Annotated in this window: 26 protein-coding genes and 1 other annotated feature; of the genes, 12 read left to right on the top strand and 14 right to left on the bottom strand. The window is 53.7% G+C overall.

What is annotated here, in order from left to right; genetic code table 11:
• Positions 1 to 17 precede the first annotated feature (17 nt).
• Positions 18 to 2,120: an elongation factor G gene (fusA, locus tag CNE01S_RS13285; RefSeq protein ID WP_061276684.1), complete on the bottom strand. Its 2,103-nt coding sequence runs from the start codon at positions 2,118 to 2,120 to the stop codon at positions 18 to 20.
• A gap of 190 nt (positions 2,121 to 2,310) precedes the next feature.
• Between fusA and CNE01S_RS13280 the strand changes: the two genes are divergently transcribed.
• On the top strand, positions 2,311 to 2,619 hold the full coding sequence (locus CNE01S_RS13280) for an ArsR/SmtB family transcription factor (protein WP_061276683.1): 309 nt from the start codon (positions 2,311 to 2,313) through the stop codon (positions 2,617 to 2,619).
• 38 nt (positions 2,620 to 2,657) lie between these two features.
• Here the strand turns inward: CNE01S_RS13280 and CNE01S_RS13275 are convergent, their stop codons facing one another.
• The 5 genes from CNE01S_RS13275 to dacD form a co-directional block, all read right to left on the bottom strand.
• The gene (locus CNE01S_RS13275; protein ID WP_038481379.1) at positions 2,658 to 2,993 is read right to left on the bottom strand and encodes a DUF496 family protein; all 336 of its coding nucleotides are present in this window, start codon (positions 2,991 to 2,993) and stop codon (positions 2,658 to 2,660) included.
• 173 nt (positions 2,994 to 3,166) lie between these two features.
• The gene (locus tag CNE01S_RS13270; protein ID WP_061276681.1) at positions 3,167 to 4,225 is read right to left on the bottom strand and encodes an FUSC family protein; all 1,059 of its coding nucleotides are present in this window, start codon (positions 4,223 to 4,225) and stop codon (positions 3,167 to 3,169) included.
• 154 nt (positions 4,226 to 4,379) lie between these two features.
• Positions 4,380 to 4,814 (bottom strand): VOC family protein, encoded by a 435-nt coding sequence (locus CNE01S_RS13265; protein WP_061276680.1) that lies wholly within the window; start codon positions 4,812 to 4,814, stop codon positions 4,380 to 4,382.
• Between the two features lie 12 nt (positions 4,815 to 4,826).
• Entirely contained in the window at positions 4,827 to 5,291 is a 465-nt protein-coding gene (gene sbmC, locus CNE01S_RS13260; RefSeq protein WP_061276679.1) for a DNA gyrase inhibitor SbmC, read from the bottom strand.
• 153 nt (positions 5,292 to 5,444) lie between these two features.
• A complete protein-coding gene (dacD, locus tag CNE01S_RS13255) occupies positions 5,445 to 6,611 on the bottom strand; it encodes a serine-type D-Ala-D-Ala carboxypeptidase DacD (RefSeq protein ID WP_061276707.1) in 1,167 nt (388 codons plus the stop codon).
• Between the two features lie 252 nt (positions 6,612 to 6,863).
• On the opposite strand from dacD, the gene CNE01S_RS13250 reads away from it, so the two are divergent.
• Both CNE01S_RS13250 and sbcB read left to right on the top strand, forming a co-directional pair.
• Positions 6,864 to 8,015, top strand: coding sequence for an acyltransferase family protein (locus CNE01S_RS13250; protein WP_061276677.1), 1,152 nt, complete (start codon positions 6,864 to 6,866; stop codon positions 8,013 to 8,015).
• Between the two features lie 76 nt (positions 8,016 to 8,091).
• Positions 8,092 to 9,519, top strand: coding sequence for an exodeoxyribonuclease I (gene sbcB / locus CNE01S_RS13245; protein ID WP_061276705.1), 1,428 nt, complete (start codon positions 8,092 to 8,094; stop codon positions 9,517 to 9,519).
• A gap of 61 nt (positions 9,520 to 9,580) precedes the next feature.
• Here sbcB and CNE01S_RS13240 read toward each other — a convergent pair whose 3' ends face one another.
• The 4 genes from CNE01S_RS13240 to CNE01S_RS13230 all read right to left on the bottom strand — a co-directional run bounded on the left by CNE01S_RS13240 (position 9,581) and on the right by CNE01S_RS13230 (position 13,141).
• The gene (locus tag CNE01S_RS13240; RefSeq protein ID WP_061276675.1) at positions 9,581 to 10,945 is read right to left on the bottom strand and encodes an APC family permease; all 1,365 of its coding nucleotides are present in this window, start codon (positions 10,943 to 10,945) and stop codon (positions 9,581 to 9,583) included.
• Positions 10,935 to 10,997, bottom strand: a complete 63-nt coding sequence (yoeI, locus tag CNE01S_RS25975) for a membrane protein YoeI (RefSeq protein WP_138089301.1) — start codon at positions 10,995 to 10,997, stop codon at positions 10,935 to 10,937. The genes CNE01S_RS13240 and yoeI overlap by 11 nt, the downstream gene beginning before the upstream one ends.
• Positions 10,998 to 11,372: 375 nt before the next feature.
• Entirely contained in the window at positions 11,373 to 12,287 is a 915-nt protein-coding gene (locus CNE01S_RS13235; protein WP_061276674.1) for a LysR substrate-binding domain-containing protein, read from the bottom strand.
• Between the two features lie 26 nt (positions 12,288 to 12,313).
• Positions 12,314 to 13,141, bottom strand: coding sequence for an SDR family oxidoreductase (locus tag CNE01S_RS13230; RefSeq protein WP_061276672.1), 828 nt, complete (start codon positions 13,139 to 13,141; stop codon positions 12,314 to 12,316).
• Positions 13,142 to 13,341: 200 nt separating this feature from the next.
• Here CNE01S_RS13230 and hisL point away from each other — a divergent pair, with 200 nt between their 5' ends.
• From hisL to hisIE, 9 genes are all read left to right on the top strand, one after another.
• Positions 13,342 to 13,392, top strand: coding sequence for a his operon leader peptide (gene hisL, locus CNE01S_RS25255; RefSeq protein WP_126358378.1), 51 nt, complete (start codon positions 13,342 to 13,344; stop codon positions 13,390 to 13,392).
• Positions 13,368 to 13,490 (top strand) — a sequence feature (His leader region). (Overlaps the previous gene by 25 nt.)
• 37 nt (positions 13,491 to 13,527) lie before the next feature.
• Positions 13,528 to 14,427, top strand: a complete 900-nt coding sequence (hisG, locus tag CNE01S_RS13225; RefSeq protein WP_008455029.1) for an ATP phosphoribosyltransferase — start codon at positions 13,528 to 13,530, stop codon at positions 14,425 to 14,427.
• Between the two features lie 4 nt (positions 14,428 to 14,431).
• Positions 14,432 to 15,739, top strand: a complete 1,308-nt coding sequence (gene hisD / locus CNE01S_RS13220; protein ID WP_061276669.1) for a histidinol dehydrogenase — start codon at positions 14,432 to 14,434, stop codon at positions 15,737 to 15,739.
• On the top strand, positions 15,736 to 16,818 hold the full coding sequence (gene hisC, locus CNE01S_RS13215) for a histidinol-phosphate transaminase (RefSeq protein ID WP_061276668.1): 1,083 nt from the start codon (positions 15,736 to 15,738) through the stop codon (positions 16,816 to 16,818). The genes hisD and hisC overlap by 4 nt, the downstream gene beginning before the upstream one ends.
• Positions 16,815 to 17,882: a bifunctional histidinol-phosphatase/imidazoleglycerol-phosphate dehydratase HisB gene (gene hisB / locus CNE01S_RS13210; protein WP_061276666.1), complete on the top strand. Its 1,068-nt coding sequence runs from the start codon at positions 16,815 to 16,817 to the stop codon at positions 17,880 to 17,882. Before hisC ends, hisB begins: the two co-directional genes overlap by 4 nt.
• Positions 17,882 to 18,472 carry an imidazole glycerol phosphate synthase subunit HisH gene (gene hisH, locus CNE01S_RS13205; protein ID WP_061276664.1) on the top strand — a complete coding sequence of 197 codons (591 nt, stop codon included), beginning with the start codon at positions 17,882 to 17,884 and terminating at the stop codon, positions 18,470 to 18,472. Before hisB ends, hisH begins: the two co-directional genes overlap by 1 nt.
• A gap of 3 nt (positions 18,473 to 18,475) precedes the next feature.
• Positions 18,476 to 19,213: a 1-(5-phosphoribosyl)-5-[(5-phosphoribosylamino)methylideneamino]imidazole-4-carboxamide isomerase gene (gene hisA, locus CNE01S_RS13200; RefSeq protein WP_061276663.1), complete on the top strand. Its 738-nt coding sequence runs from the start codon at positions 18,476 to 18,478 to the stop codon at positions 19,211 to 19,213.
• Complete coding sequence (gene hisF / locus CNE01S_RS13195; RefSeq protein WP_061276660.1) at positions 19,195 to 19,971, top strand: imidazole glycerol phosphate synthase subunit HisF; 777 nt, start codon at positions 19,195 to 19,197, stop codon at positions 19,969 to 19,971. Before hisA ends, hisF begins: the two co-directional genes overlap by 19 nt.
• Positions 19,965 to 20,576, top strand: coding sequence for a bifunctional phosphoribosyl-AMP cyclohydrolase/phosphoribosyl-ATP diphosphatase HisIE (hisIE, locus tag CNE01S_RS13190; RefSeq protein WP_039295112.1), 612 nt, complete (start codon positions 19,965 to 19,967; stop codon positions 20,574 to 20,576). The genes hisF and hisIE overlap by 7 nt, the downstream gene beginning before the upstream one ends.
• Positions 20,577 to 20,633: 57 nt before the next feature.
• Here the strand turns inward: hisIE and wzzB are convergent, their stop codons facing one another.
• The 4 genes from wzzB to gnd all read right to left on the bottom strand — a co-directional run bounded on the left by wzzB (position 20,634) and on the right by gnd (position 25,341).
• Positions 20,634 to 21,626 carry an LPS O-antigen chain length determinant protein WzzB gene (wzzB, locus tag CNE01S_RS13185; RefSeq protein WP_061276659.1) on the bottom strand — a complete coding sequence of 331 codons (993 nt, stop codon included), beginning with the start codon at positions 21,624 to 21,626 and terminating at the stop codon, positions 20,634 to 20,636.
• Between the two features lie 216 nt (positions 21,627 to 21,842).
• Positions 21,843 to 22,703, bottom strand: a complete 861-nt coding sequence (gene rfbA, locus CNE01S_RS13180) for a glucose-1-phosphate thymidylyltransferase RfbA (RefSeq protein WP_061276656.1) — start codon at positions 22,701 to 22,703, stop codon at positions 21,843 to 21,845.
• A gap of 18 nt (positions 22,704 to 22,721) precedes the next feature.
• The gene (gene rfbB / locus CNE01S_RS13175) at positions 22,722 to 23,786 is read right to left on the bottom strand and encodes a dTDP-glucose 4,6-dehydratase (RefSeq protein WP_061276654.1); all 1,065 of its coding nucleotides are present in this window, start codon (positions 23,784 to 23,786) and stop codon (positions 22,722 to 22,724) included.
• Positions 23,787 to 23,928: 142 nt separating this feature from the next.
• The gene (gnd, locus tag CNE01S_RS13170; RefSeq protein WP_061276653.1) at positions 23,929 to 25,341 is read right to left on the bottom strand and encodes an NADP-dependent phosphogluconate dehydrogenase; all 1,413 of its coding nucleotides are present in this window, start codon (positions 25,339 to 25,341) and stop codon (positions 23,929 to 23,931) included.
• Positions 25,342 to 25,344 lie beyond the last annotated feature (3 nt).

Genomic DNA, 25,344 nt, shown 5'->3' with positions numbered 1-25,344 from the left:
CCCATTTTGAGTACAGCTTATGCTTTTACGCGGCTGGCGATAATGTCGTCGGCCACGTTGCGCGGCGCTTCAGCATAGTGATGGAACTCCATGCTGTAGGTCGCCCTGCCCTGAGACATAGACCGCAGCGTGGTGGAATAACCAAACATTTCTGCCAGCGGGACGTCGGCCCGGATTATCTGGCTGCCAAAACGCTCTTCCATGCCCTGCACCATGCCGCGGCGGGAAGAGAGATCGCCCATGATACTACCGGCGTACTCTTCCGGTGTTTCCACTTCGACGTGCATGATCGGCTCCAGAATAACCGGATTCGCCTTGCGCACGGCGTCCTTAAAGCCAAAGATCGCCGCCATTCTGAACGCCATTTCCGAAGAGTCGACGTCGTGGTAAGAGCCGAAGGTCAGCGTGGCTTTGATGTCCACCACCGGGTAGCCGGCCAGCACGCCGGTGTTCATGGCTTCGCGCAGGCCTTTCTCCACCGAAGGAATGTACTCGCGCGGAACCACGCCCCCTTTGGTCGCATCTTCAAACACAAAGCCTTTACCCGGCTCCTGCGGCTCAAGCGTCAGCACCACATGTCCATACTGGCCTTTGCCGCCGGACTGCCGCACAAATTTCCCTTCCACGTCTTTCACCTGCTTGCGGATCGTTTCGCGGTAGGTCACCTGTGGCCGGCCAATGTTCGCTTCCACGCCAAACTCACGTTTCATGCGGTCAACGATAATTTCCAGATGAAGCTCGCCCATGCCGGAGATAATCGTCTGGCCGGATTCCTCGTCCGTATGCAGTCGGAAAGAGGGATCTTCTGCCGCCAGCCGCTGCAGTGCGATACCCATTTTTTCCTGATCGGCCTTGGTCTTCGGCTCGATAGCGAGTGAAATTACCGGTTCGGGAAACTCCATCCGCTCAAGGGTGATCACCGCATTCGGGTCGGTTAGCGTATCGCCCGTAGTAACGTCTTTCAGACCTACGCAGGCCGCGATATCACCGGCGCGAAGTTCGTCTACCTCATGTCTGTCGTTCGCGTGCATTTGCACGATGCGGCCAATACGCTCTTTTTTGCCTTTTACCGGGTTATAAACCGAATCGCCTTTACGCAGCACGCCGGAATAAACACGGATAAAGGTCAGCTGGCCAACGTACGGATCGGTCATCAACTTGAAAGCCAGCGCCGAGAATGGTTCGTCGTCGTTGGCATGGCGCTCAATCGTCTGGCCTTTTTCGTCCACGCCCTGAATAGAAGGAATGTCGAGCGGAGAAGGCATCAGCTCAACGACCGCATCCAGCATGCGCTGCACGCCTTTGTTTTTAAACGCACTGCCGCATAGCATCGGCTGGATTTCGCCGGAGATGGTACGGGCACGCAGACCGGTAACGATCTCCGTCTCGCTCAGCTCGCCTGTTTCCAGGTATTTATCCATTAGCTCATCGTTAGCCTCAGCCGCAGCGGACACCATTTTTTCCCGCCATTGTTGCGCGGTTTGCAGCAGCTCTTCAGGCACCGGCGCATAGCTGAACGTCATCCCCTGGGTCGCATCGTCCCACAAAATGGCGCGCATTTTGATGAGATCCACCACGCCGGTGAAGTGCTCCTCCGCACCAACGGGGATCACAATCGGCACCGGGTTAGCCTTCAGGCGGTCAATCATCATCTGCACCACGCGGAAGAAATCGGCTCCCGGACGGTCCATTTTGTTGACGAAGGCCAGCCGCGGAACGCGGTATTTATTCGCCTGTCGCCACACGGTTTCGGACTGCGGCTGCACGCCGCCCACGGAGTCGTAAACCATTACGGCGCCGTCCAGTACGCGCATGGAGCGCTCCACCTCAATGGTGAAGTCCACGTGTCCCGGCGTGTCGATGATGTTGATACGGTGCGGTTCAAAACCGCGATCCATACCCGGCCAGAAGCAGCTCACCGCGGCGGACGTAATGGTAATGCCGCGCTCTTGCTCCTGGGCCATCCAGTCTGTCGTTGCTGCGCCATCGTGAACTTCACCCAGTTTGTGACTCATGCCGGTATAAAACAAAATACGTTCAGTCGTCGTTGTTTTACCGGCATCAATATGAGCAGAAATACCAATGTTGCGATAGCGTTCGAGAGGGATGGGTCGGGGCATGATATGTCCTTAGTCTTGTTGACTGTTTAGCAACGGCCACTATGGCCGCCAGATTTGTTCGCCATCAGAATAGTACAATTGTACGAGTATATTCGAACAATTTGAGCTATCGTTAATATCGATACATTCGAAGGGCATCAAGTTTGTTATAGTAGCCGGCCGCAGCGCCGCTACCGCCTACAGGAAGAGTATGATTGCCAACCACCCTGAACGAGAACAAATCCGCCTTGAAAATGTGCTTTTTGCGCTGGGGAACCCTCTGCGGCTGGAGATCGTCAGACAGCTTGCCGGAGGCGTTGAGTTGACCTGCGGGGCTTTGCGTCAGGATGTGGCGAAGTCGACCATGACCCACCACTGGCGCGTTCTGCGCGATAGCGGCGTAATCTGGCAACGCCCTCAGGGACGTGAGAATCTGATTTCGTTGAGGCGTGAAGATCTGGATGCGCGGTTCCCCGGACTGCTGGAAACCTTATTGCGGGTTATGGTGAACGAGGCATAAAAAAACCGCCCATGAAGGCGGTTTTTTCTTCGCTGAAGTTATTCAGCTTTGGTATCGGCAACTTTCTGCTCGCCCATCACTTTCAGCTTCTTAGAGATCTCACGACGCTCTTTAGACAGCTCGGCGTTTTTGATGATGTAGTCATCCACGCGGTCTTCGTAGTCGGTTTTCATGCTGGCAATGATGCCCTGCACTGCTTCAATGCTCATACCTGGCTTGATGTAGTCGCTCAGGTTATCAAGCAGCAGCACACGCTTCTGGTTGTCACGGATCTTTTTCTCTACGTCCTGAATTTCACGCTGCAGTTTGTTTTTACGACGGAACAGACGAACAAACTCCAGAACGTCCTGGAAGGTAGGTTTGATATTTTCCATTTTTACACCCCTGCTAAATTGGTACTCGGATTCGTTAAAACAACCGCCATAACCTTAGTAGTAGCGGTTGACGATTACAATTTTTTGTCAGTCTTACTAACGGGCTTGTCCTATCTTAACCTCAATTTCTGCTGAATCGAAACAAGCATTGTCATTTCTGTGCTTTACGCGCGCTATTTGCGCAGCGCGCGGCAAATCAGATGCGACAGCAGCTCAAGCTGGCGGGCCAGTTCAAGGCTGAGCCAGACATAGCCGTGAATAGGCGTCTCCTGCAGCTGTCTGCCTTTGCCCTCTTCCATGAGTTGGCGCAGTTCAAAAACGATTTCGTTCAGTTTCTCGGTGTTGGCTGAAATAGGTGAAGGATTTCCTTCATACAGCGCCTTTGAAATGGCCGCCAGCGTCCGCTGCGTCATTTGCTGCGTGTCGCGCAGCGTATGGGCGTTGATCATCACGAAATGGCTTTCCCGCGTCGCCCAGTAAGCGTTGATCTGCAGCTCAAGTGTGCAAACCATATTGCGGTTGATGGTCTGAATCGCCTCGAAGACTGACTTCTGAATACGGGTTTCCTTGCCCGCGGGGCCAATCAGGGCACGCATCTTAACCACATCATTAAGGATTTTCTGCAGTGGCTTCTCCAGCCGCGGGCGTTCAACAAGGTTTGGCGAGAACCCCGCAGTATAAATTTTGCTGAACGCCTGCACGAAGGTTGCCATCTGGATACGCCAGTGAATAAACGCCCGCTGCGGATAAACGCTGGTGAATAACATGGCCAGAAGAGAGCCAAAGATAACGTCACCGCTGCGCCACAGCGCAATCTCCATGTCTCCCGGCGGCGCCCCGACAACCACGGAGAGCGTGATGCCGATAAGCAACGCCTGATAGGGACGTTTGCCCAGCGCCAGATAGCCGCACAGGAACATCGCCAGCCCGCACCAGACGATCATCAGCGGTAAGGAAATAAGCTCCAGCTTGAGGGCTATCAGCCCGATCGCCGCACCAAAAATAGTGCCACCGATGCGCTGAAAGGCGCGCGGAACCACATTTCCCCAGAAAGAGATTGGCCCCATCACCACCACCAGCGTGATCAACGGCCAGGTGCCTTCGGGGATATTCAGCAGGCGAACCAGAACAAAGGTCAGCACAAAAGCCAGGGCGATGCGTATACCGTGAGCAACGCGATAGTTGCGGTAAATACGGATTTCAAACGGGGTCAGTGATTTGTCGGGGCGCACACCCGGCTCTCCGGAAAGAAAAAAGAAATTGTACCCGTTTTTCTCGCAAAGGAATCATATCGCCGGGTGCTGCGGGGCTTTTACGCGGAATATTTCACATTTCTTTGCTGAATATCAGAAATGGGCGGCAGACTGCCGCCCGCATTTAATAAAGCTAACGCAGCCAGGGCGTAACGGTCACGCCAACCAGCAGCCCTTCAGGACTGAGCAAGCGTGACACTGTTTGCCCCCAGGGCTCTATACGGTTATCCACCAGCATCTGGTAACCAGCCTGCTTTAACACGTCTGTCGCTTGCCCGACATCTTCAACTTCGAACTCCACCCAGCTTTGTGGTGCGGCAATGTGCTCAGGCCAGCCGTCAACGCCGAAACAGGACTGCGCCGCCTGAGCGAGCGGCCAGAGCGCAAAATGCTTCACGCCATCCAGCGCGCCGTGTTCAGTTGCCAGATAGTCCTCATTGCCCTCCATCGCTTTCAGCGGCAGGCCCAGCACCTGCTTATAGAACCCGGTACTTGCTGCCACGTCTCGCGTAACAGGACCATATCCGGCGATGAATAACACGTTTAATCCTGCGATAGCTTCCTTCATGGTGAGCTCCTGTCAGACTTTCGCGACCGGGATGTACATATCAATTTCCCATACGCCGGACGCGGAGCCGTCATTGAGATAGATTTCGTAGCAGGATTTACCGGTTAACCGATAGCCACCGTCAGCCTCTACCTGGTCAAAGAAGGTTTCCCAGGCTTCCTGGAACGCTTCATTTTTTACGGTTGCATGCCCGATGGCGTAAGTATCTGCCTCAATAGCCGTGATGATAACGCCTTCACTGTTCGTCGGTAGCGTGAAATCATCTGGCACACCCAGCACCGTATCCACGCGAAGCTTTTCGGCCGGAACAACATCGGGATCATCATAGTAAACGGCCAGCCAGTCTCCGTTCACGCTGTGGGTTTTCGCCCACATTGCCAGTTGCCCAAAACCTTGAGGAACCGTGATTTCCCACGGCCCGACCAGATGAAAGCCGGCCAGTTTACGCGCCGGAACATGCTGAACTTTGAATGTCATACTGCCTCCACGCTGATGAATAAATACACTGTACATTTATACACTATATTTTTTAAGGGCGGGGCACAAGCTGCCAGATTTGGGAGCTACTTCGCAGGAAATAAAGGCAAAAAAAACCACGCTAGTCGCGTGGTTCACTAACAATACAAAGGGTTAAAGCTTGCGGCTGATGAAGTCACCGAGACGCGAAAACAGCCCGCCTTTCTCTACCGGTGTGAGGTTCACCAGCGGCCAGTGGGAGATAAGCTTGTCGCCATCAAACAGCTGAATCTCGCCGACCTGGGTATTGGCCGCCAGCGGTGCCTCCATGTCCTGTTTGCTCAGCACATACTTTGCCTTGATATTCGGCACTTCTGATTTAGGTAGCGCGAGGAAAACGTCCTGGTCCGGGCCGACATTGATATTGGCCTTGTCGCCGTACCAGATATGCTCGCTGCCGATAGGTTTGCCTTTTTGTAAGACCTGTACGGTGTCAAAGTTATCCTGCCCCCAGTGCAGCAGCTTGCGGGCCTGCTCTTCACGCCCTTTTGAGCTGAGCCCCCCCATGATCACCGCGATCAGACGGCGCTGGCCGAGAACGCTGGAGGCAATAATGTTGAATCCTGCCGTCTCGGTGTGCCCCGTTTTCAGTCCATCCACATTCAGAGATTTATCCCACAGCAGACCATTACGGTTTTGCTGGGTAATGCCGTTCCAGGTGAGGCTGCGCTCGCTGTACATATGGTAGAACTGTGGCTCGCCGTGGATGATAGCGCGGGACAGAACGGCCAGATCATAAGCTGAGCTGTGCTGCCCCGGTGCGTCCAGGCCGTGAACGGTTTCAAAATGGGTGTCATGCAGGCCAAGCTGCTCGACATAGTGGTTCATCATGGCGACAAACTGCTTTTGCCCGCCGGCGACATAATCTGCCAGCGCAACGCAGGCGTCGTTGCCGGAATCGATGATCAACCCACGGCTGAGATCGCGCACAGTCACCCGATCGCCAGGTTTAATAAACATCAACGATGAGCCATCAAAGACTGGGTTACCTTTTGCCCAGGCGTCTTTCCCCACCGTGACTACATCGTCCGGCGTAATGCGCTTGCTGTCGATCGCGCGGTCAACCACATAGCCGGTCATTAGCTTTGTCAGGCTGGCCGGATTACGCTGGACGTGCTCATTACCTGCGGTCAGCACCTGCCCGGTGGTGTAATCCATCAGCACCCATGCACCAGCCTCTACCTGAGGCGGCTGCGGCTGATGGGGGAAAATATCATCAGCAAAGGCGGTATTGACGGAAAGAGACAAAAAGCTCAGGGCAACAAGCAGGCGGGTTTTCAACGGCATTTCCTCAAAGACTTAATTTACAGCGGCTCGTTTTACGGGAGTTCTTGTTAATTTGCTTCTTTAAATTGCAAGAAAATATGACATTTCATACTTAGTAATAAATATGAATGATATTTGTACGAAATATATTCCCGACATACGTTTGGTGCGTTTATTCCGATATTCCAGGATTGTGCGACATTCTGATTGTGGCAGCGCTGATTCATTTTTACTCTGGCCGAAGAAAACACGAATAAAGGTCATCGTATGGTGGAAAGTAAACGCTGGTCTCCTGAGCTGGAAGGGCTGCGAGGGCTGGCCTCGCTTTGGGTTCTGCTCGGCCACATTTGCCTGCTGGTGCAGTGCCGCATTCCCCTTCTTTACGACCCTGGCATGGGGGTCGATTTATTTATTTTGCTGTCAGGGTATTTGATGGCCAAAAATTACCAGGAACGCCGGGAAAAAGAACCGTGGAATAGTCCGGAGACTTTTCGTAAATTCTGGCTACGCCGCTTCTTTCGCATCGCCCCGCTCTATTATCTGTTGTTGGCCGTTGCGCTGATTTTTGGCGGCTGGTTTGGCGAAATGCGCGATATTATCGCCAGCGCCTGGCCGACAGCCGCCACCGCAAGCAGTCGCTATGCTGACCATTCCGCACTGAATATTTTCAGCCATTTGACGTTTATTTTCGGCCTGTTACCGGCTTACTCTTTCCGCACCGTATTACCGGACTGGAGTATCGGGCTGGAGATGCAGTTTTACCTGCTGTTCCCTTTCATTATGCTGCTGGTGATGCGCTACGGTTTTGCGGTTAGCGCCACGCTGCTGATGGTCGTTTGCCTGGCGGCGCGCTGGCTCTTTCCGGACTACTTCAACGCATTTCCCATGCCGTCGATGATCCTGATAAAGCTGCCGCTGTTTATCGCCGGTATGCTGATATCCCATGCCGTGATGCAAAGAAACCTGCGCTATTGTGCGCTGGCGCTGCTCGCCCCCGTCATTGCCTGGCAGATGCATATTGCTGAAACCCACCTGCGGCTGATGGCAGAGTGCATAATGATCGCGGGAATGACGCTGCTGCTCTGGCAGTCTGAAAAGAAAAACAGCCTGCACCGGATAACAGAGGCACCGCGCAGGCTGCTCACCTGCCGGTTTAGCCTGTTCCTGGGGGACGTGTCTTATTCGGTGTACCTGCTGCACCTGATGATCGTCCTCCCTACGATCGGTCTGCTCGTCCGCTACACCGCTTTTGCCCATCAGCCCTCCGTGATTCGCTTCCTGATAGTCACGGCTATCGTGCTGCCGGTCGTCTGGATGATTGCCTTCGCGCTCTACCATAAGGTAGAAAAACGCGGTATCGCGCTGGGTAAACGCTTGCTGAGCAGGGAGAAAATGAAAACCGAAAGGTCAGTATCTTAAACGCGCTTTTCCTTCTGATGAGCCAGCAGATGGTTTACCATTGATCCAGAATTCAACTAGCTCAATGGTAACCTCTGTGTCTGATTCTGCTCCCCTTGCTACATTTCTGTTTCACGATTACGAAACCTTCGGCAAAAGCCCTTCGCTGGACCGACCGGCCCAGTTTGCCGCCATTCGCACCGACAGCGAATTTAACGTTATTGGCGATCCGGAAGTGTTTTATTGCAAGCCTGCGGATGACTACCTGCCCCAGCCTGAAGCCGTGATGATTACTGGTATAACGCCTCAGCAGGCGCTGGCGCGTGGCGAAAACGAAGCGGATTTTGCAAAGCGTATTCACGGTATTTTTACCGTGCCAAAGACCTGCGTGGTGGGCTACAACAACGTGCGCTTCGACGATGAAGTGACGCGTAATATCTTCTACCGCAACTTCTACGATCCCTACGCCTGGAGCTGGCAGAACGACAACTCCCGTTGGGATTTGCTCGACGTGATGCGGGCCTGCTACGCCCTGCGCCCCGAAGGCATTGTCTGGCCGGAAAATGAGGACGGGCTGCCAAGCTTCCGCCTTGAGCATCTGACCAAAGCTAACGGCATTGAGCACGCCAACGCGCACGATGCGATGTCAGACGTTTACGCCACCATCGCCATGGCTCAGCTGGTGAAAACTCGTCAGCCGCGCCTGTTTGACTATCTCTACAGCCACCGCTCGAAGCAGAAACTACAGACGCTGATTGATATCCCGCAGATGAAGCCGCTGGTTCACGTGTCCGGTATGTTTGGCGCCCAGCGCGGCAATACCAGTTGGATAGCGCCGCTGGCGTGGCACCCTGATAACCGTAATGCGGTGATTATGGTGGACCTGGCCGGAGATATTTCTCCGCTGCTGGAGCTGGACGCCAGCACCCTGCGTGAGCGCCTGTACACGCCCAAAGCCGAGCTGGGGGATAACGCCGCGGTGCCGATTAAGCTGGTGCATCTGAATAAGTGCCCGGTACTTGCCGTCGCCAACACGCTGCGCCCGGAAGATGCCGAACGCCTTGGTATTAACCGCCAGCAATGTCTAGATAATCTGAAAGTGCTGCGTGAGCATCCGGAGGTGCGTGAAAAAGTGGTGACGCTGTTTGCTGAAGCCGAGCCGTTTGTGCCTTCTGAAAACGTGGATGCTCAGCTGTACAACGGTTTCTTCAGCGATGCAGACCGCGCGGCAATGCGCATCGTGCTGGAAACTGACCCACAGAATCTGCCGGCGCTGGATATCACCTTTGCCGATAAGCGCATTGAGAAGCTGCTCTTCAACTATCGCGCGCGCAACTGGCCGGGCACATTAAGTGAAGAAGAGCAAAACCGCTGGCTGCAGCATCGTCGCGACGTGCTTTCCCAGGAAGCCCTGCAGGCTTACGCCCTTGAGCTTGAAGCGCTGTATAACCAGCATGAAGGCGATAAAGAGAAACTGGCGCTGCTTAAAGCGCTGTTTGAATACGCGCAATATCTGGTCGGTTAACGCTTTTTACAGACAAAAAAATGGCTCCTACCGGGAGCCATTCTTATTTCACCGAAGGCGATTAAGCAATGTCTTCGTTGTACTGCGGGACCGGGTTACGGAAGCTGCGGGTTACGCAGGCAACGTAAATCAGACCGATGGCACCCCAAATCAGGCCGAGGATCATCGAGCTTTGCTCCAGGTTAATCCACAGCGCGCCTACGGTCAGAGCGCCGATGGTCGGTAACACCAGGTAGTTGAAATGGTCTTTCAGTGACTTATTACGTTTTTCGCGGATCCAGAACTGCGAAATAACCGACAGGTTAACGAAGGTAAAGGCCACCAGCGCACCGAAGTTAATCAGGGCAGTTGCGGTTACCAGGTCAAAGTCGATAGCCATCAGCGCTACGGCACCTACCAGCAGCACGTTAAACGCCGGGGTACGCCATTTCGGATGAATGTAGCCAAAGAAGCGGTTCGGGAACACGCCGTCACGACCCATCACGTACATCAGGCGAGAAACGCCGGTGTGCGCCGCCATACCGGAAGCCAGCACGGTAATGGTGGAGAAGATAAGCGCGCCAACCTGGAAAGCTTTACCCGCAACGAACAGCATGATTTCAGGCTGAGACGCGTCCGGATCTTTAAAGCGAGAGATATCCGGGAAGTACAGCTGCAGGAAATAGGTCGAGACGATGAAGATCATGCCGCCAATCAGCGCGGTCAGGAAGATAGCCCGCGGAATAACACGCTCGGCGTCTTTGGTCTCTTCAGACAGGTTGCTGATGCCGTCAAATCCGGTGAACGAGAAGCACAGGATAGTCGCCCCGGTAATCATCGGTGCAATATGTGCATTTTCAGACCAGAAAGGTTTGCTGCTTGCGAGCGTGCCCGCACCTTCACCACCGGAAACGCCGTAAACCACCATGCCCATAATGACCGCAATCAGCACGATTTGCAGCAGCACGATGACGCTGTTGAAGTTGGCAACAGTTTTTACGCTGCGCAGGTTAGACACAGTCATAAAGCCAACCAGCACCACCACGAAGATCCACGAAGGGACGCCGGGCACCAGAGCTTCAAAATAGATTTTTGCCAGCAGGATGTTAATCATCGGCGCGAACAAGTAGTCCAGCAGCGACGACCAGCCCACCATAAAACCGACCAGCGGGTTAATGGATTTTTGGGCGTAGGTATAAGCGGAACCCGCAGACGGGAAACGACGCACCAGCTTGCCATAGCTCAGCGCGGTGAACAGAATCGCCACCAGAGCAAAGGCATAAGCCGTCGGCACATGGCCATCGGTCATCCCGGAAACAATACCGAAAGTATCAAACAAGGTCATCGGCTGCATGTAGGCAAGGCCCATCATAACTACCGGAACCAGCGTCAGGGTCTTACGCAGACCTGGGCGGGTGTTTGCACCTGCGGTGACGTTAAGCGACATGGTCATTTCCCTCAATGGCGAAAGCCTGCGCAAAAGCAAAAATCTGCCCCATCTTAATTTCCTCGGCGACACGACTGTCGTTTTTTAAAAGCTAGTATCTATCCGGTACGAAGCCCGGCCTCTTGGTTTTTTTGGCAAATGCCGTTTGTCTGACTTAATTGATTGCAAAAAAATAACCGACGTCTCTTAAACGTCGGTTAGTCTTCTATTTTTGCTGGCGCGTATTTTGCACCATACGGCGCCACAATGACAAGATGTTAAAGCCATCTTTGACAATTTCTTTTTCAGCATCTGGCGGAAGTAAAACCTCCCACATTCAGCGCTGCAGAAGAAGATAGGCCTGTTCCCGCGTATCACTGCCCTAACCTACTGCCGGGCTGACATTGAACATAGCCAGGTTCTCCCTACCCCGCCAGTCAAAAAGGCACTATTTTTCTACTGGCATATAGACTTGGGCAATATGCGAATCGGCAACGATTTTTTCGCGCCACCATTCGCTGGCAAGCCCGGCCGTTTGCTCATTCCAGCCTATCCAAACCGGCACATAAGGCACCTGCCCTGCGACCTGCTTTTCCACCAGCGCGCCGCTCTCAATAAAACGCTGAGCCATATAGCGCGGCATATACCCGCAGCCAATGCCGCTGATTTGCAGCTCAAGCTTGGTTTTGAAATCAAATACGGTGATCGCTTCCTGCTCTTCGAGTAAATGCAGCGCTCTGGCAGACTCGATTCTGGAGGTATCACCCACAACCACCGCCCGGGACTGCTTAACCAGCCGGCGTGGCAGCGGCTCCTCGGCTTTCGCCAGCGCATGATGTGGCGCCACGACAAAGACGATCTCCAGCCTGCCCAGCAGCGTAAAGCCAAAACCGCTCAGCGAAGGCGGTTCGCTCATCGCCCCGACAATAATGTCCGCTCGCCCTTCCGTTAGCGCCTCCCACGAGCCGCCAAGGACATCGTTGATAAACTTTAGTCGCGTCACGCTGTAGCTTTGATAGAACGCTTCGATTAACGGCGTCAGCAAAGAAAAAGGAAAGGCGTTGTCCACGCCGATGGTGAGTTCATGCTCCCAGCCCTGCTGGAGTTTGATCGCCTGTTTTTCCAGCTCGCGTACCGAATGCAGAATTTCTCGGCCTTTTTCCAGCAGAAGCTGGCCGGTTCGTGTAAAACGCGCCCGATGGCCGCTGCGGTCGAGGATTTGAATATTGAGGTCGCTTTCCAGCTTTTGCACGCTGTAGCTCAGCGCCGAAGGGGTTTTAAAGAGCTTTGCCGCCGCCGCAGCAAAGCTCCCTTCTTTATCCAGCGCATCGAGAATGATCAGTACGTCCAGCAAAGGTTTCATACTCACTCCCGGAGATGCAGCTGAACTTACTGCATCGGCATAAGCAGCGGATTAGGATATTGATATTCGAAGCCTAGCTCATTACAGATGCGGCTGCCGTCAATAAGCTTGCCCTGGCCAACTGCCTCGTCTTTACGAAACGACGGTGCCTCCAGGCCAATTTGCCGGGCCATACGCGTGTAAAACTCTTCCCGCGTTGGGTGGGCTGGGGCACAAAGATTATAGACTCGCCCGCCTTTTGGCGCCTGAAGCAGCAGCGTGATGGCCGAAACCACATCTTCCAGATGGACCAGGTTTACGCCGTGTTGCCCGTTTGCCACATCCGTTTTTCCCGCCAGAAAACGTCCGGGATGGCGTTCCGGCCCCACCAGGCCCGCCAGGCGCAGAATATCCACGGACGTCCCCGGCAGTTTGTGTAACCAGTCTTCCAGCTCTTTAAGTACTTTGCCGCTGGCCGTGACGGGTTTAAGCGGGGACGTCTCTTTTACGTTACCCTCGCCTTCGCCATACACGGAGGTCGAGCTGGTAAAGATAATACGCGGCACGGAATGCGCCAGCGCGCTGTCGACAATTTCCTGCACCGCCTGCAGATAAAAATCATCGCCTTCTCCGCTGCGCCGGGCGGGAAGCGTCACCACTAACGCGTCGACGTTTAGCAGCGCCTCCAGGTCCTCACTGTCGCAAATCAACTCCGGCTGCAGATGCAACTGATAACTTTCGATCCCGCACATCCGGGCAGCTTCTACGCCATCCAGCGTTGTTTTGCTGCCGGTGACCTGATAACCGCGCGCTGACAATGAGAGCGCCAGCGGCATTCCCAACCACCCCAACCCGACTATTGCGACCCTTTTCATGCCTTGTCTCCTGACCTTGCAGCATTATCTTCTGACGACTGAATTAAGCTCTCCGTTAAGGCTACGCCACCCGCGCAGAACTGACAATTCCCACAGCCAAACAGAATATTAATGAAGCGGGAAAAAACCCCTTGCACTCAACGCGTCATCTGGTTTACGTTAATTGGCACATAATGAATAGTCATTCATACGAGAATTTTATGACACGCGCTCAGTTTAAAAACCACCATCATCACCATCACCCTGACTAGTCTTTCAGGCGATTGGTGCTGGGAGACGAAAAGATCTTCCAGTGGTGCGTGAACGCGAGAAAAAGCCCCCGGAAGATATCTTCCGGGGGCTTTTTTATTGGGCGTCAGACAGGAATTGATAAGGGGTAACTACCGATGACCGACAACAACCGTTTACGCATAGCTATGCAGAAATCTGGCCGTCTTAGCGATGATTCACGCGAATTACTCGCCCGCTGCGGCATAAAAATCAACCTGCACACCCAACGCCTGATTGCGCTGGCCGAAAACATGCCTATCGACATCCTGCGCGTCCGTGATGACGACATTCCAGGACTTGTGATGGACGGCGTAGTTGACCTCGGTATTATCGGTGAAAACGTGCTCGAAGAAGAATTGCTGACGCGCCGTGCCCAGGGTGAAGATCCTCGCTATTACACGCTACGTCGTCTGGACTTCGGCGGCTGCCGTCTGTCGTTGGCCACCGCCGTGGACGAGCCGTGGGATGGCCCGGCCAGTCTGAACAACAAACGCATTGCAACCTCTTACCCGCACCTGCTGAAGCGCTACCTCGACCAGAAAGGCGTGCAGTTTAAGTCCTGCCTGCTGAACGGTTCGGTGGAAGTGGCGCCGCGCGCCGGTCTGGCCGATGCCATCTGTGACCTGGTATCTACCGGCGCAACGCTCGAAGCCAACGGCCTGCGTGAAGTCGAAGTTATCTACCGCTCCAAAGCCTGCCTGATCCAGCGCGATGGCGAAATGCCAGCGGCCAAGCAACAGCTGATCGATAAGTTGCTGACCCGTATCCAGGGCGTGATTCAGGCTCGCGAGTCCAAATACATCATGATGCACGCGCCAACCGAGCGTCTGGATGAAGTGATTGCCCTGCTGCCAGGTGCCGAGCGCCCAACCATTCTGCCGCTGGCCGGCGACCAGCAGCGCGTGGCGATGCATATGGTGAGTAGCGAAACGCTGTTCTGGGAAACCATGGAAAAACTGAAGGCGCTGGGTGCCAGCTCCATTCTGGTGCTGCCTATTGAGAAGATGATGGAGTGATGTGATGAGCAACTTCAACACGCTGATTAACTGGAACGACTGCGACGAAGACGCTCGTCGTGCGCTGCTGATGCGCCCGGCTATCTCCGCTTCGGACAGCATTACCCGCACCGTGGCGGAGATTCTGAATAACGTTAAAAACAATGGCGATGCCGCCCTGCGTGAATACAGCGCGAAGTTCGATAAAACGGAAGTAAAGCAGCTGCAGGTCACCCAGCAGCAAATTGATGAAGCCGTGGCCAGGCTGGGCAGCGAGATTAAAGAGGCGATGGCCGTGGCCGTCGCTAACATCGAGAAATTCCACCTCGCGCAGCAGCTTGCCCCGGTGGATGTCGAAACCATGCCCGGCGTGCGCTGCCAGCAGGTCACCCGCCCGGTGGCCTCCGTGGGCCTGTACATTCCCGGCGGCTCTGCCCCGCTCTTCTCTACCGTGCTGATGCTGGCAACGCCTGCCCGCATCGCGGGCTGCAAAAAAGTGGTGCTTTGCTCACCGCCGCCGATTGCCGACGAGATCCTTTATGCGGCCCAGCTTTGCGGCGTGCAGGAGGTGTTTCAGGTCGGCGGCGCGCAGGCTATTGCCGCCCTGGCGTTGGGCACGGAAAGCATTCCGAAAGTGGACAAGATTTTTGGCCCCGGCAACGCCTTCGTCACCGAAGCGAAGCGCCAGGTCAGCCAGCGTCTCGACGGCGCGGCTATTGATATGCCTGCCGGCCCTTCGGAAGTGCTGGTGATCGCCGACAGCGGCGCCACGCCTGACTTTGTGGCCTCAGATCTGCTTTCTCAGGCAGAACACGGCCCGGATTCTCAGGTGGTTCTGTTGACTCCGGACATCGCCGTGGCCCAGGCCGTTGCCGATGCCGTTGAGCGCCAGCTTGCAGCTCTGCCGCGCGCAGAAACCGCCCGCAAAGCGCTGGAAAGCAGCCGCTTAATTATTGCCCGCGATTTAGCGCAGTGCATTGAGATTTCAAACCAGTATGGCCCTGAGCATCTGATTATTCAGACCCGCAACGCCCGAGAACTGGTGGACGATATTACCAGCGCAGGCTCGGTATTTCTGGGCGACTGGTCGCCGGAATCCGCAGGGGATTATGCCTCCGGGACAAATCACGTGCTGCCGACCTACGGTTACACCTCCACCTGCTCAAGCCTCGGGCTAGCGGACTTCCAGAAGCGCATGACCGTGCAGGAGCTGTCTGCGCAAGGTTTTGCCTCGCTGGCGAAAACCATTGAAATTCTGGCTGCCGCCGAGCAGCTGACCGCCCACAAAAACGCCGTTACCCTACGCGTCGCCGCCCTGAAGGAGCAAGCATGAGCCTCGAAGAGTTAGCCCGCGCCAACGTCCGCGCCCTGACCCCTTATCAGTCCGCCCGCCGCCTGGGTGGGAACGGCGACGTGTGGCTGAACGCCAACGAATATCCGACGCCGGTAGAGTTCCAGTTAACCGCGCAGACGCTGAACCGCTACCCGGAGTGCCAGCCAAAGCAGGTGATCGCCAACTATGCCAGCTACGCGGGCGTGAAGCCTGAGCAGGTTTTGGTGAGCCGCGGCGCGGATGAAGGTATCGAGCTGCTGATTCGCGCGTTTTGCGAACCGGGCAAAGACGCCATTCTCTATTGCCCTCCGACGTACGGCATGTACACCGTCAGCGCCGAAACTTTTGGCGTGGAGTGCCGCACCGTTGCCACGCTTGATAACTGGCAGCTTGACCTGCCGGCGATTGCAGAAAACCTCGACGGCGTAAAAGTCGTTTATGTTTGCAGCCCGAATAACCCGACCGGCCAGCTGATTAATCCGCAGGATCTGCGCGTGCTGCTGGAAATGACCCGCGGCAAAGCGCTGGTGGTTGCCGACGAAGCGTATATCGAATTTTGCCCCCAGGCGACGCTGGCGGGCTGGCTGAAAGAATACCCAAATCTGGTCGTGCTGCGTACGCTCTCTAAAGCGTTTGCGCTGGCCGGCCTGCGCTGCGGCTTTACGCTGGCAAATGAAGAAGTCATTAATTTGCTGCTAAAAGTGATCGCCCCTTACCCGCTTTCTACACCAGTGGCCGACATCGCCGCCCAGGCGCTTAGCCCGCAGGGCATTAACGCCATGCGCGAGCGCGTTGCCGAAGTGCTGCTTAATCGCCAGTACCTGATCAATGAGCTAAAAAGTGTCCCTTGCGTTGAGCAGGTTTTCGACAGCGAAACTAACTACATCATCGCCAGAATTACCGCCTCCAGCGCAGTCTTTAAATCGCTGTGGGATCAGGGCATTATCTTACGTGACCAGAATAAACAACCGACGTTAAGCGGCTGCCTGCGCATCAGCATCGGCACGCGCGAAGAGTGCCAGCGCGCCATCGATGCGCTGCGTCAGCAACCCGGCCTGCAGGCCACGGAGAGCAAATGAGCCAGAAAGTACTTTTTATTGACCGCGACGGGACCCTGATTTCCGAACCGCCGAGTGATTACCAGGTCGACCGCATGGAGAAACTCGCCTTTGAGCCTGCGGTGATCCCGGCTCTGCTGCAGTTGCAAAAGGCGGGCTACCGCCTGGTGATGATCACCAACCAGGATGGCCTGGGTACCGCCAGCTTCCCGCAGGCCGATTTCGATGGTCCGCACAACCTGATGATGCAGGTGCTGACCTCGCAGGACATCATTTTTGATGAGGTGCTGATTTGCCCGCACCTGCCTGCAGACAACTGCGACTGCCGCAAACCTAAGCTGGCGCTGGTCACCGGCTACCTGCAGGAAGGCGCACTGGATAAAGCCAACAGCTACGTGATTGGCGACCGCGCCACGGACATCGAGCTGGCCGAAAATATGGGCATTCAGGGGCTGCGCTATAACAGCGACGGCCTGGACTGGAAGCAAATCGCCGAGAAACTCACAAAGCGCGATCGCTACGCGCACGTAGAACGCAACACCAAAGAAACGCAGATTGACGTCAAAGTCTGGCTGGATCGCGAAGGCGGCAGCAAAATTGCCACCGGCGTCGGTTTCTTTGACCACATGCTGGACCAGATCTGCACCCACGGCGGCTTCCGCATGGAGATTGCGGTTAAGGGCGATCTGTACATCGACGATCACCACACCGTGGAAGATACCGGCCTGGCGCTGGGCGAAGCACTTAAGCTGGCACTGGGCGATAAACGCGGCATCACTCGTTTTGGCTTTGTGCTGCCAATGGACGAATGCCTGGCCCGCTGCGCGCTGGATATTTCTGGCCGCCCGCACCTCGAATACAAAGCGGAGTTCAACTACCAGCGCGTGGGCGATCTTAGCACCGAGATGGTAGAGCACTTCTTCCGCTCGCTTTCTTACACCATGGGCGTGACGCTGCACCTGAAGACCAAAGGCAAGAACGATCACCACCGCGTAGAGAGCCTGTTCAAAGTCTTTGGCCGCACGCTGCGCCAGGCGATTCGCGTCGAGGGCGATACGCTTCCCTCCTCGAAAGGAGTGCTGTGATGAACGTGGTGATCCTCGATACGGGCTGTGCCAACCTGCATTCGGTGAAGTCGGCCATTCAGCGCCACGGCTATGAGCCGCTGGTCAGCCGTGACCCGGACGTGGTACTGCGCGCCGATAAGCTTTTTCTGCCGGGCGTAGGCACCGCTCAGGCGGCCATGAATCAAATCATCGAGCGCGATCTGGTGGATCTTATCAAAGCCTGTACTCAGCCCGTGCTGGGCATTTGCCTCGGGATGCAGCTCCTCGGCAGCCGCAGCGACGAAAGCCACGGCGTTGAGATGCTGGGCATTATCGAGCAGCCGGTGTTGCAGATGAAAGACTTTGGCCTGCCGCTGCCGCACATGGGCTGGAACAGGGTTTACCCGAAGGCAGGCGATCGCCTGTTCCGCGGCATTGAAGACGGGGCGTATTTCTACTTCGTTCACAGCTACGCGATGCCGGTCTGCGAAAACACTATCGCCCAGGCAAACTACGGTGAAGCCTTCACTGCGGCGGTGCAAAAAGATAATTTCTGGGGCGTTCAGTTCCACCCCGAACGTTCCGGTGCGGCTGGCGCTCAGCTGCTGAAAAACTTTCTGGAGATGTAGGCGATGATCATTCCGGCTCTTGATTTAATTGACGGCAAAGTGGTGCGTCTCCATCAGGGAGATTACGGCCAGCAGCGTGACTACGGCAGCGATCCGCTGCCACGTTTACAGGATTACCAGACCCAGGGCGCAGAAGTGCTGCACCTGGTTGACCTGACCGGGGCTAAAGATCCGGCAGCCCGACAAATTCCTCTGCTGCAAAAGCTGCTGGCTGGCGTGAACGTGCCGGTTCAGGTTGGCGGCGGCGTGCGTACAGAGCAGGATGTTGAAGCCCTGCTGGAAGCGGGTGCAGCTCGCGTAGTCGTCGGCTCCACCGCGGTGAAATCCCCTGAGCTGGTACAGGGCTGGTTTAAACGCTTTGGCGCCGATGCTTTGGTGCTGGCGCTGGACGTGCGTATTGATGCCGAAGGTAACAAACAGGTCGCGGTGAGCGGCTGGCAGGAAACCTCCGGCACCACGCTGGAGCAGCTCGTTGAGCAGTTTCTGCCGTTTGGCCTCAAGCATGTACTTTGCACCGATATCTCGCGCGACGGCACGCTGGCAGGCTCAAACGTTGAGCTTTATCAGGAAGTTTGTGCGCGCTTCCCGCAGGTCGCCTTTCAGGCCTCCGGCGGTATTGGCGGGCTGGATGATATTGCCGCCCTGCGCGGCAGCGGCGTGAAAGGCGTGATTGTTGGGCGCGCGCTTCTGGAAGGTAAATTTAACGTGAAGGAGGCGATTTCATGCTGGCAAAACGGATAATCCCTTGCCTGGACGTGCGTGACGGCCAGGTAGTGAAAGGCGTGCAGTTCCGCAATCACGAAATCATTGGTGACATCGTGCCGCTGGCGCAGCGCTATGCCCAGGAAGGCGCAGACGAACTGGTCTTTTACGATATCACCGCCTCGAGCGACGGCCGCGTGGTAGACAAAAGCTGGGTGACCCGCGTGGCGGAAGTGATCGATATTCCTTTCTGCGTGGCGGGCGGGATTAAATCCGTTGAGGATGCCGCACAGATCCTGTCGTTCGGGGCGGATAAGATTTCCATTAACTCCCCTGCTCTGGCCGATCCCGAGCTTATCACTCGCCTGGCGGAACGCTTTGGCGTGCAGTGCATCGTGGTCGGTATTGACACCTGGTTTGACGCTGAAACCGGCAAATACCACGTGAATCAGTACACCGGCGACGAAAGCCGTACCCGCGTAACAAAGTGGGAAACACTGGATTGGGTGCAGGAAGTGCAGAAGCGCGGCGCCGGGGAAATCGTCCTGAATATGATGAACCAGGATGGCGTGCGCAACGGCTACGACCTGACGCAGCTGAAGAAAGTGCGTGAAGTCTGCCATGTACCGCTTATCGCTTCCGGCGGAGCGGGCACCATGGAGCACTTCCATGAGGCTTTCCGCGATGCGGACGTTGATGGCGCTCTGGCGGCTTCCGTGTTCCATAAGCAAATTATCAATATTGGTGAACTGAAGGCGTTTCTGGTTCAGCAAGGCGTGGAGATTCGAGTGTGTTAACAGAACAACAGTTAGCCCAGCTGGACTGGGAAAAAACCGATGGCCTGATGCCGGTTATCGTTCAGCACGCGGTGTCCGGCGAAGTCCTGATGCTCGGCTATATGAACCAGGATGCGCTGGCAAAAACCCTTGAGAGCGGCAAAGTCACCTTCTTCTCGCGCACCAAACAGCGCCTGTGGACTAAAGGTGAAACGTCTGGCCATTTCCTGAACGTGGTGCGTATTGCGCCAGACTGCGATAACGACACGCTGCTGGTGCTGGTGAACCCTATCGGCCCAACCTGCCACCTCGGTACCTCAAGCTGCTTCGGTGAAGCGCACCACGACTGGCATTTCCTGTTTGAGCTGGAGCAACTGCTGGCCTCGCGCAAAACGGCCGATCCGGCAAGTTCTTACACCGCGAAACTGTATGCCAGCGGTACCAAGCGTATTGCGCAGAAAGTCGGGGAAGAAGGCGTGGAAACCGCGCTGGCGGCAACCGTGAACGATCGTCACGAGCTGACCAACGAAGCCTCTGATTTGATGTATCACCTGCTGGTGCTGCTGCAGGATCAGGATCTGGACTTGAGTACGGTGATTGAGAATTTACGGGCCCGGCACAAATAAGCCCGGGAAGTGATGTAAAAAAGGCCGCTAATGCGGCCTTTCGTTTATTAAGTTGGTTTACGCGGCTGGTTTATACTGCCGCAGCGCGTTACGTCCCAGAACATAACCTGAACCAATAATAATCCCCAGCAAGGCAGCCAATACGAGCGTCAGACCTTTTTTCGGGCCGTCTTTATGCACGGGTAAAGCCGGCTTCATGACATAACGGAACGCATACGTTGTTTCGGGGGTCGATTTCAAGTCACTGACCGCAAGCAACGCCTGGCGGACATTAAAGTACGAGTTATCCAACGGTAACGGACGAGAAGCCTCATTTTTTATCATCGAAGAAAGCGCCTCGCTGCCCAGCACAAACAGGGTGTCTTGAGACAGCGTTTCGGCCTGAGAAACCACTGGTTTAGTAATATTGGACTGTTCAGCAACAACCAGCGCCTGGTTGAGCTCATCCAGACGTTTTTGTTGCTTCTCTTTAGCTACTTTTTCTTTTGCTGCCAGCTCTTCTTTAAGATCGCCTATTTTGGCGTCAATAGAAATTCTGAGGTCACTATCCAGTTCGGTAACGATGCGCTTATTGCTCTGTTGAATATAAGTATTCAGAGTCTGCTGCGCCTGTTGAGCAGAACTAGCAACATAACTAATTTTAAGCGGCAACGGAGTCTCTTTGTTTGCGGCTTCAATCATCAATTTTTCAGGTTTGTCCTGATTCTCAAGCTGGCCAGCAAGTGCGTTCATCGCAGAGTTAAAACGGTCAAAGAAAGCCTGTTGAACAGCCTGATTGGAGGGAGTGTTAGCCGGTGTCTGACTGTAAAGCACTGCAAACGCGTTGGTGTAGTTTGCTACCTGCCCCGGGTCAGGCAGTGTGACTATCGCTTCAGAAGTCCATTTTTCTTTGGCAACAGTGAGATAAGCAACAGCGATTAAAATACTGACTAAGGTAATACTGATAATTACCACTTTCCCTCGCCATAACTGTAAAAATAATTTAACAACATCAATTGATTCACAAGTTTCCTGGCGGCCGTGGTTTACCACTTCATTGCTATGGTTCATTTTCACCCTAAAAAATCAAATCATACTATTATGGTTGTAATGATAGTTTAAAATATAAGAAAGAACATCGAAAAAAGATAGGATTAGACTGAAAAGAGAAATTAAATGCTTTAATTAACTATCTGTACAGATAGAAAAATTGTAACTGGAATGATAAATTCCCATCCCAAAATGGAATGGGAATCTTTTGGAACCCAGAGTGAAAGCCCAAAGGGTTTATACCAGCTGTTGGAGGTATTGACCATAAGAAGTCTTCCCCATCATTCTGGCATTATCAAGAACCTGTTCGGCAGACAACCACCCTCGGCGATACGCGATTTCTTCCAGGCAGGCTACTTTTAATCCTTGTCTTTTTTCAATTGTATGAACAAATTGCGAAGCCTCGATCAAACTGTCATGAGTGCCTGTATCAAGCCAGGCAAATCCACGCCCCAGAAGCTCAACATTCAACTCCCCCCTCTCCAGATATATTTGATTAATACTGGTAATCTCAAGCTCATTGCGAGGAGAAGGTTTAATCTGCTTTGCAAAATCTACAACATTGTTGTCGTAGAAGTAGAGTCCAGTCACCGCCCAATTTGACTTAGGTTTTTCTGGCTTCTCCTCAATGGAAATAGCTCGATATTGGGCATCAAATTCCACAACGCCAAAACGCTCTGGAGATATTACTTGATAGCCAAATACCGAGGCGCCAGACTGACGTTGGGCAACGGTTTCCAGCTTGCTGCCGAATCCCTGGCCAAAAAAGATATTATCTCCTAACACTAAAGCACAGTTATTACCACCAATGAATTCTTCACCAATGATAAATGCCTGAGCCAGTCCTTCAGGCCTGGCCTGAATTTCGTAACTGAGATTAATTCCTAAATGATGACCATCCCCTAGAAGTCGCTGGAAGGCGGGTAAATCTTCAAGAGTCGTGATCAATAAAATATCGCGAATCCCCGAAAGCATGAGCACCGAAATAGGATAATAGACCATCGGCTTATCATAAATGGGCAGTAACTGCTTTGATACACCTCGTGTTATAGGATACAAGCGAGTTCCTGAGCCACCGGCAAGAACAATTCCCTTCATAATAAAATCCTTACGTGATTAAAAATTTAATCCCAAGCGTTCTCTGGCATAAGCACCATTTTTTACTCGCTTCCACCAGGATTCATTTTCTAAATACCATGTCACTGTTTTCCTGATACCGCTTTCAAATGTTTCAGCAGGTGTCCAGCCGAGTTCTCGTTCAATTTTTGATGCATCAATAGCGTAACGAAGATCGTGCCCCGGTCGATCGGCGACAAAAGTAATTAATTCCTCAAACCTATTAATAGTGTCAGGTTTATCAACTACCATTTCATCTAAAAGCTGACATATTGATTGTACAACTTCAATATTTTTACGTTCGTTATGGCCACCAATATTATAAGTTTCACCAATTTTTCCTGCGGTGATAACTTTATAAAGAGCACGTGCATGATCATCAACATAAAGCCAATCGCGAATCTGGCAACCATCACCATATACAGGTAAAGGATTGCCTTCAAGCGCATTGAGAATGACTAAAGGAATCAATTTTTCAGGAAAATGGTACGGGCCATAGTTATTGGAACAATTTGTTACAAGCGTAGGCAAACCATATGTTCTCATCCATGCGCGCACCAAATGATCGCTAGAAGCTTTAGAGGCAGAATATGGGCTACTTGGTGCATAAGGCGTTTTTTCGGTAAATAGCGAGTCAGCATCATGCAAGTCTCCATACACTTCGTCCGTTGAAATATGGTGAAAGCGGAATACATCCTTTTTCTCTTGTTCTAGCTGATTCCAGTAGCATCGGGCTGACTCCAGCAACGTATAGGTTCCAATGATATTGGTTTCGATAAAAGTAGCCGATCCATCTATTGAACGATCAACATGGCTTTCAGCAGCCAGATGCATTATCGCATCTGGCTGAAATACCTGTATTGCCACATCAATTGCAGCCCTGTCGCAGATATCAATCTGTCGGAATGAATAGCGGTTGCTATGTGCGACAGGTAACAACGAATCAGTATTCCCGGCGTAGGTCAGTTTATCAATGACCATCACTTCATCGCTGGTGTCATTGATAATGTGACGGACTAGTGCAGAGCCGATAAATCCAGCACCACCTGTGACGATAATTTTCATAGCACTCCAAACGCTAATTTCTACTCATATCTTTTCGCTCGCATACCAAGCGAACCAGAAATTTTCGTCCTGAAAATAAGAAGAAAACCAGTGAAGATCCTCTTCACTGGTTTGTGTGAACCTCATAACTGACTAAAGAATATTACTTTTCCATCCACTCTGTATGGAACACGCCTTCTTTGTCTGTACGTTTATAGGTATGTGCGCCGAAGTAATCACGCTGAGCCTGAATCAGGTTAGCTGGCAGCACGGCTGCACGGTAGCTATCGTAATAGGCAATGGCAGCGGAGAAGGTTGGGGTTGGGATACCGTTCTGCACCGCGTAAGCAATTACATCGCGCAGAGCCTGCTGGTAATCATCGGCAATCTTCTTGAAGTAAGGTGCCAACAGCAGGTTCGCGATCGCTGGGGTTTCAGCATAAGCATCGGTGATTTTCTGCAGGAACTGCGCACGAATGATGCAGCCTGCACGGAAAATCTTCGCGATCTCACCGTAGTTCAGGTCCCAGTTGTTCTCTTCAGATGCGGCACGCAGCTGGGAGAAGCCTTGAGCATAAGAAACGATTTTACCCAGGTACAGCGCGCGGCGAACTTTCTCGCTGAACTCCGCTTTGTCACCGGAGAATGGCTTAGCCTGCGGGCCACTCAGAACCTTAGACGCCGCAACACGCTGCTCTTTCAGAGAAGAGATATAGCGAGCGAATACGGATTCCGTGATCAGGGACAGCGGTTCGCCGAGATCCAGAGAGCTTTGGCTGGTCCATTTACCGGTGCCTTTGTTGGCGGCTTCATCCAGAATGACATCAACCAGGTATTTCCCTTCTTCATCTTTCTTGGTGAAGATGTCTTTGGTGATGTCGATCAGGTAGCTGCTCAGCTCACCTTTGTTCCATTCGGTAAAGGTTTCTGCCAGCTCTTCGTTAGACAGATCCAGACCGTGCTTCAGCAAGGAATAAGCTTCTGCGATCAGCTGCATGTCACCGTATTCGATGCCGTTGTGAACCATTTTAACGTAGTGACCGGCACCGTCAGGCCCGATGTACGTTACGCATGGTTCGCCGTCTTCAGCAACCGCAGCAATTTTGGTCAGGATTGGGGCAACCAGCTCGTAAGCATCTTTCTGGCCGCCAGGCATGATGGATGGGCCTTTCAGGGCGCCCTCTTCACCGCCGGAAACACCGGTCCCGATGAAGTTGAAGCCTTCAGCCGATAGGTCGCGGTTACGGCGAATGGTGTCCTGGAAGAAGGTGTTACCGCCATCGATGATGATATCGCCTTTATCGAGATAAGGCTTCAGGGAGTCGATGGCCGCATCGGTGCCAGCGCCTGCCTGCACCATTAGCAGGATGCGACGTGGCGTTTCAAGGGACTCAACGAACTCTTTTACGGTGTAGTAAGGAACCAGTTTCTTACCCGGGTTCTCCGCGACGACTTCTTCAGTCTTCTCACGGGAGCGGTTGAATACGGAAACAGTATAACCACGGCTTTCGATGTTCAGCGCAAGGTTGCGCCCCATCACGGCCATACCAACAACGCCGATCTGCTGCTTGGACATTAC

The organism is Cedecea neteri NBRC 105707 = ATCC 33855, from assembly GCF_001571265.1.
In the GTDB taxonomy this organism is placed as follows: domain Bacteria; phylum Pseudomonadota; class Gammaproteobacteria; order Enterobacterales; family Enterobacteriaceae; genus Cedecea; species Cedecea neteri.
The sequence above is the reverse complement of the archived record's forward strand: the minus strand, read 5'-3'. Positions and strand labels throughout refer to the sequence as shown.

What these genes read in the sequence shown, in the direction of transcription:
- hisF (WP_061276660.1), top strand. Translation starts at nt 19,195, where the DNA reads ATGCTGGCAAAACGGATAATCCCTTGCCTGGACGTGCGTGACGGCCAG.
- CNE01S_RS13265 (WP_061276680.1), bottom strand. Translation starts at nt 4,814, where the DNA reads ATGAAGGAAGCTATCGCAGGATTAAACGTGTTATTCATCGCCGGATAT.
- CNE01S_RS13250 (WP_061276677.1), top strand. Translation starts at nt 6,864, where the DNA reads ATGGTGGAAAGTAAACGCTGGTCTCCTGAGCTGGAAGGGCTGCGAGGG.
- wzzB (WP_061276659.1), bottom strand. Translation starts at nt 21,626, where the DNA reads ATGAACCATAGCAATGAAGTGGTAAACCACGGCCGCCAGGAAACTTGT.
- CNE01S_RS13230 (WP_061276672.1), bottom strand. Translation starts at nt 13,141, where the DNA reads ATGAAAAGGGTCGCAATAGTCGGGTTGGGGTGGTTGGGAATGCCGCTG.
- rfbB (WP_061276654.1), bottom strand. Translation starts at nt 23,786, where the DNA reads ATGAAAATTATCGTCACAGGTGGTGCTGGATTTATCGGCTCTGCACTA.
- sbmC (WP_061276679.1), bottom strand. Translation starts at nt 5,291, where the DNA reads ATGACATTCAAAGTTCAGCATGTTCCGGCGCGTAAACTGGCCGGCTTT.
- fusA (WP_061276684.1), bottom strand. Translation starts at nt 2,120, where the DNA reads ATGCCCCGACCCATCCCTCTCGAACGCTATCGCAACATTGGTATTTCT.
- CNE01S_RS13280 (WP_061276683.1), top strand. Translation starts at nt 2,311, where the DNA reads ATGATTGCCAACCACCCTGAACGAGAACAAATCCGCCTTGAAAATGTG.
- CNE01S_RS13275 (WP_038481379.1), bottom strand. Translation starts at nt 2,993, where the DNA reads ATGGAAAATATCAAACCTACCTTCCAGGACGTTCTGGAGTTTGTTCGT.
- hisH (WP_061276664.1), top strand. Translation starts at nt 17,882, where the DNA reads ATGAACGTGGTGATCCTCGATACGGGCTGTGCCAACCTGCATTCGGTG.
- rfbA (WP_061276656.1), bottom strand. Translation starts at nt 22,703, where the DNA reads ATGAAGGGAATTGTTCTTGCCGGTGGCTCAGGAACTCGCTTGTATCCT.
- hisC (WP_061276668.1), top strand. Translation starts at nt 15,736, where the DNA reads ATGAGCCTCGAAGAGTTAGCCCGCGCCAACGTCCGCGCCCTGACCCCT.
- hisA (WP_061276663.1), top strand. Translation starts at nt 18,476, where the DNA reads ATGATCATTCCGGCTCTTGATTTAATTGACGGCAAAGTGGTGCGTCTC.
- hisD (WP_061276669.1), top strand. Translation starts at nt 14,432, where the DNA reads ATGAGCAACTTCAACACGCTGATTAACTGGAACGACTGCGACGAAGAC.
- hisG (WP_008455029.1), top strand. Translation starts at nt 13,528, where the DNA reads ATGACCGACAACAACCGTTTACGCATAGCTATGCAGAAATCTGGCCGT.
- hisB (WP_061276666.1), top strand. Translation starts at nt 16,815, where the DNA reads ATGAGCCAGAAAGTACTTTTTATTGACCGCGACGGGACCCTGATTTCC.
- CNE01S_RS13240 (WP_061276675.1), bottom strand. Translation starts at nt 10,945, where the DNA reads ATGTCGCTTAACGTCACCGCAGGTGCAAACACCCGCCCAGGTCTGCGT.
- CNE01S_RS13235 (WP_061276674.1), bottom strand. Translation starts at nt 12,287, where the DNA reads ATGAAACCTTTGCTGGACGTACTGATCATTCTCGATGCGCTGGATAAA.
- gnd (WP_061276653.1), bottom strand. Translation starts at nt 25,341, where the DNA reads ATGTCCAAGCAGCAGATCGGCGTTGTTGGTATGGCCGTGATGGGGCGC.